Source organism: Nonomuraea lactucae, assembly GCF_003313395.1.
GTDB lineage: Bacteria > Actinomycetota > Actinomycetes > Streptosporangiales > Streptosporangiaceae > Nonomuraea > Nonomuraea lactucae.
Map to the genome: position 1 here is coordinate 1 of NZ_QNFZ01000775.1, position 4693 is coordinate 4693.

At 73.5% G+C, this 4693-nt stretch carries 5 protein-coding genes and 1 pseudogene; 2 read left to right on the forward strand and 4 right to left on the reverse strand.

From position 1 onward, the window contains the following. Positions 1–59: 59 nt before the first annotated feature. From DQW85_RS27260 to DQW85_RS27275, 4 genes are all read right to left on the reverse strand, one after another. Complete coding sequence (locus DQW85_RS27260; protein ID WP_240197456.1) at positions 60–824, reverse strand: acyl-CoA thioesterase domain-containing protein; 765 nt, start codon at positions 822–824, stop codon at positions 60–62. A 62-nt stretch (positions 825–886) separates the two neighbouring features. Continuing rightward, a complete protein-coding gene (locus DQW85_RS27265; protein ID WP_113702771.1) occupies positions 887–1873 on the reverse strand; it encodes an NAD(P)-dependent alcohol dehydrogenase in 987 nt (328 codons plus the stop codon). A gap of 112 nt (positions 1874–1985) precedes the next feature. Further along, the gene (locus DQW85_RS27270) at positions 1986–2636 is read right to left on the reverse strand and encodes a response regulator (RefSeq protein WP_113702772.1); all 651 of its coding nucleotides are present in this window, start codon (positions 2634–2636) and stop codon (positions 1986–1988) included. Further along, entirely contained in the window at positions 2633–3772 is a 1140-nt protein-coding gene (locus DQW85_RS27275) for a sensor histidine kinase (protein ID WP_113702773.1), read from the reverse strand. The genes DQW85_RS27270 and DQW85_RS27275 overlap by 4 nt, the downstream gene beginning before the upstream one ends. 80 nt (positions 3773–3852) lie before the next feature. Here DQW85_RS27275 and DQW85_RS27280 point away from each other — a divergent pair, with 80 nt between their 5' ends. Both DQW85_RS27280 and DQW85_RS46085 read left to right on the forward strand, forming a co-directional pair. Next, entirely contained in the window at positions 3853–4281 is a 429-nt protein-coding gene (locus DQW85_RS27280; RefSeq protein ID WP_113702774.1) for a type II toxin-antitoxin system PemK/MazF family toxin, read from the forward strand. 126 nt (positions 4282–4407) lie between these two features. Further along, positions 4408–4693, forward strand: a pseudogene (locus tag DQW85_RS46085) (hypothetical protein); the annotation flags it as partial.

The following is a 4693-nucleotide window of genomic DNA, read 5'->3' on the forward strand; positions in this document are numbered from 1 at the left end:
CCTGACCGCGCGCCGAGCGCCCGCGCCGGGCGGGGCCGGGCGGCGCGGTCCCGCCCCGTCTATTTCAGGGGCCTGGGGTTGGCCACGGCGGTCACCAGGCAGAAGCCGATCGGCCCGGCGGTGTCGTGCAGGGTGCAGTGACCCGTGGCGACGCCGCCGGCGCTGAGGTGGCCGGTGGCCTCCATCCCGATCAGCTCGCCCTCGGGCAGGCGGGTGAGGGTGAGCGTGTAGTCGCCGTTGATGAACTGCACGCCGGCCGGGCTCATGGCGCTGAGCGGACTGGCGAAGTCGCCCGCCAGGGCGACGCGCGTGAACGGCGTCAGCGGCTCGCCGTCCACCAGCGGGCGCGACTCGCGGATCCAGGCGCGGTCGCGCTCCGGCCCGCCCCAGGCGGTGAGCGGCCACATGTCGAACGGCGGGTTCCACACGCCGTCCCGTGGCGGGGCCTCGCGCGGGGGCGGCTCGTCCCAGCCCGGTGTGAACGGCAGCTCGCCGCCGGGCTGCTCGCCCTTCCTGAGGAGTACGGCGCTCGCCCGGGCGATCACTCCCTGGTCGGTGCTGACCGTCGCGTCGGCCACCCGGATCCGGCGCCCGTCCCTGGCCAGGGACGTCTCCACGGTCACCGGCAGCAGCGGGCTGTTGCGGAACAGGTCGACGGTGAGCCGGGCGAACTGCAGCTCGGCGTCGCCGTGCCTCTCCTCCAGCGCGCGGGCCACGAGCCCGCCGACCAGGCGGCCATGGAGCATGTCGGGCGCCCAGGGGCCGCGGGCGTGCGGGGCGGGGACGAACTCGTCCCGCTTGCGGGTGAAGAACGCTGATGTCACGGAACGGGATTTTAGGATGTCCTAGAACGAAGTTCTAGTGGCCCGGCCGTCGCGCCGTGGTTTCAGAGCGCGATGACGACCTTTCCCGCGGCGTGCCCCTCCTCCACGTAGCCGATGGCCGCCGGGATCTCCTCGAACGGGTAACACCGGTCGATGACCGGAACGACCTTGCCGTCCTCGATGAGCTCGGTCAGCGTCAGCAGGTTCGGCTTGGTCCGCTTGCACCGGACCACGTTCGCCAGGCGTATCCGCTGGGACACGAACGGCGCCACCGCGAGCGCCGAGAACACGTGGCCGACCGGTTGCAGCCAGCGGCCGCCCGGCCCGCCGACGACCACGTACGTCCCCTCGCGGGTCAGCGCCCGGCGGCACGCGGACACCGGGCGGCTGCCCGCGATGTCGAGCAGCAGGTCGTACCGCCGGCCCTTCCGCGTGAAGTCCTCCTTGGCGTAGTCGACGACCTCGTCCGCGCCGATCGATCGGACCAGGTCCACGTTCCGGGGGCCGCAGACGCCGGTGACCTCCGCGCCGAACGCCTTGGCGATCTGCACGGCGAACGTGCCCACGCCGCCCGAAGCGCCGTTGACCAGGACCCGCTGTCCCTGCTGAATACGGCCCTCGTCGCGCAGGCCCAGCAGCGCGGTGCAGGCCGCCAGCGGCACCGCGGCCGCCTGCTCGAACGACAGGTTCCCCGGTTTGGGCGCCAGCTCGGCCTCCCGGACGCACACGTACTCGGCGAAGCCGCCCTGCCGGAGCATCGCGAACACCTCGTCACCGGGGCTGAACTCCGTCACGTCCCTGCCGACCGCCTCCACCTGCCCCGCCATGTCGGCGCCCAGGACGCGGATGTCCGGCCTGCGCAGCCCGGGGCCGCCCGCCATCAGGCGCGCGACGTACGGCTCCCCTCTCATGAGGTGCCAGTCGTACGGCTGGACGGAGGTGGCGCGCACCCGGACCAGCACCTCGTCATCGCCGGGCACGGGCTTGCCGACGTCCCTGAGATCAAGGACGTCGGGCGGGCCGTACGAGCGCAGGACGAACGCCTTCATCACACTTCTCCTCATGCATCATGCGCGGGGGGCCGTGAATCAGCGTAGAAAACCGGCGAGAAGGGCTCATCAGCCGAAAGTACGCCCGATCCGCGGACGATCGGCCGGGGCGTCAGACGCGGTTGGTCTCATAGGCCCAGATGACGATCTCCACGCGGTTGCGGGCGCCGAGCTTGGCCATCAGGCTCGCGATGTGGGACTTGACGGTGCTGAGGGAGATGGAGAGCTCGCCGGCGATCTCGTTGTTGGTGCGCCCGCGTGCCACGGTGGCCAGGATCTCCTCCTCCCTGTCCGTGAGCGCCTCGACGGGCCGCACCGGCGGTGAGGCGCGGCCGGGGCGGGCGAACGCGCCGAGCAGCCGTGCGGTGACGCTCGGGGCGATGAGCGCCTCACCGCCGGCGGCGGCGTGGACGGCCTGGGAGAGCAGATCGGCGCCGGCGTTCTTGAGCAGGAACCCCCGGGCGCCCGCCCTCAGGGCGGCGTAGACGTACTCGTCGAGGTCGAACGTGGTGATGACCACCACGGCGAGGGGATCCTCTACGGCCGGCCCGGCGAGGGAGCGAGTGGCTTCGATGCCGTCGACGCCGGGCATGCGGATGTCGAACAGGCACACATCGGGGCGGAGCCGACGCGCGAGCTCGACCGCTCGCCTGCCGTCGGCGGCCTGGCCGACGACCTCGATGCCCGGCTGGGCGTCGAGGATCATGGTGAGGCCGGCGCGGACGATCTCCTGGTCGTCGGCGACGACCACCCGGAGGCTCATGGCGCCGACCCGGTGCGGGGCAGCACGGCTGTCACGGTCCAGCCTCCACCTGGGGCCGGGCCGGCCACGCAGGTGCCGCCGAGCAGGTCGGCGCGTTCGATCATGCCGATGAGCCCGTATCCGGGCGGCGCGGCCGGGCGTACGAGGCCGGTGTCGCCGTCGTCGCTCACGCGTAGCCGCACCGACATCTCGTCGACGGCGACGCGGACCTCGACGCGGGTGGCGTGACGCGCGTGCCGTCTGGCGTTGGTGACCGACTCCTGGGCGAGGCGGTAGATCGCGGCCCCGACCGACGGCGGGAGGCCGCCGAGGTCACCCGAGACCTCCACGTCGACGGACGGGCCGGAGCGGCCGCGGCCCGCGAGCTCCTGGAGATCGGTGATGCTCCGGCCCGGGGCCAGCTCCACCGGCTGGTCCCGGCGCAGGACGCGGACCATGGCGCGCATCTCGGCGAGGGCGCTCGCCGCCTCGGCCTCGATCAGGCGGAGCGCGTCGGTCGCGGCGTCCGGTCGCGACGCCGCGGTGGCGAGGCCCGCCTGCGCCCGGATCGCCATGGCCGAGACGTGATGGGCGACGGTGTCGTGCAGGTCGCGGGCGAGCTGTTCGCGTTCGAGCAGCTTGACCTGGTCGAGCTCGCGCATCCTCGCCCGGGCCCGGTAGCGGAACGCCCCGCCGAGCGCGACGGCCGAGAACACCACGGCGAACCCGCCGACCGCGTCGGCGAGGCCGGGGTAGTCGAAGACCATCGAGGAGCCCGCTCGGGCGAGCACGATCGCGAGCCCCAGCACGGCCTCGCGTCCGGACCCCCACCGGAACAGCGAGTAGGGCAGCAGCAGCAGGTAGACCAGCGTGTGCGTCTCCGGAGCGTCGCCGCCCATCAGCAACTGGGCCAGGCCCGTGACGCCGAAGGCGACGGCGACCATCAGCAGGGGTCTGGTGCGGCGCCACAGCAGCGTGGGCGCGAGCCCGGCGGCGAGCAGCACCGAGACGGCCCGCCACGGCAGATCCGGCCGCAGGACACCTTCGAGCAGCGCGATCGGCACGAGCAGCGCCACGAGCGCCCAGTCGCGCCACACCCGCGGCGGCGGGTCGGGGGGACGGGGCTCGTCCCACACGGAGCGCAGAAGGGCGAGCACCTGAACATGGTACGAGAGCCTTCCCCCGCTCCGGATCGGTCCAGGACACCCGTCCCTGCCGCCTGATCTAGGATCCTGGGATGAGTGATCCAGGTGAGGACCCCCGGCCGTCGCGAGGCGCCGTGCGCGAGGTCCGTACGGTGGCCCAGGCGGCCACCTTGGCCTACTCCCCCGACCTCGACGGACTGGCCGACCCGGGGGAGATCGTCTGGGCGTGGGTGCCGTACGAGGAGGATCCGTCGCGCGGCAAGGACCGGCCGCTCCTCGTCGTCGGCCGCACCGGGCGCGGGCTGATCGGCATGATGCTGTCGAGCAAGGGCGAGGAAGGCCCCGACTGGCTGGAGATCGGGGCGTGGGGCCGCGACGGCAGGGTGTCCCACCTGCGGCTCGACCGCGTGTTCGTGCTGGACGAGCACGACATCAGGCGTGAGGGCGCCGTGCTGGACGCGGCCCGCTTCGCCAGGGTGGCGGCGCGGCTGATGAAACTGCACGGCTGGTCCGCCGGTTGACCCCGGGGCGGCGCTCGGTTGACCCCGGGGCGGCGCTCGCGGGCCCGGCGAGCGCCCCCTTCCCGCTCCTTGCGCGAAACGGCCGGGCGCGGCCGACCGGGAGCGTATGATCGTCCCCTCCCCACCGTGATCGAGTGGGGAGGGGCGTTGCGTCCGTCGGCGCTGCTGGTCCTGTTGATGCTTCCGGTCCTGGCTCTCGCGGTGGGAGGCTGCGCGGCGACGCCCTTCCTGGACGCCGGGCATGCGGCTCCCCGCCCATCCGGTCCGGAGAACCGTTCCGGTCCGGATGACCCCTCCGGCGGATTCCGGGCCGGTCCCGGCCTGCCGCCGCCTCGGGCGGGTGCCGTGGTCCGGCCTCGCCGGTCGAAGGTGCCGCGATCCGCCTCCGGCCGCTACGCGGTGGTCGGCGGCG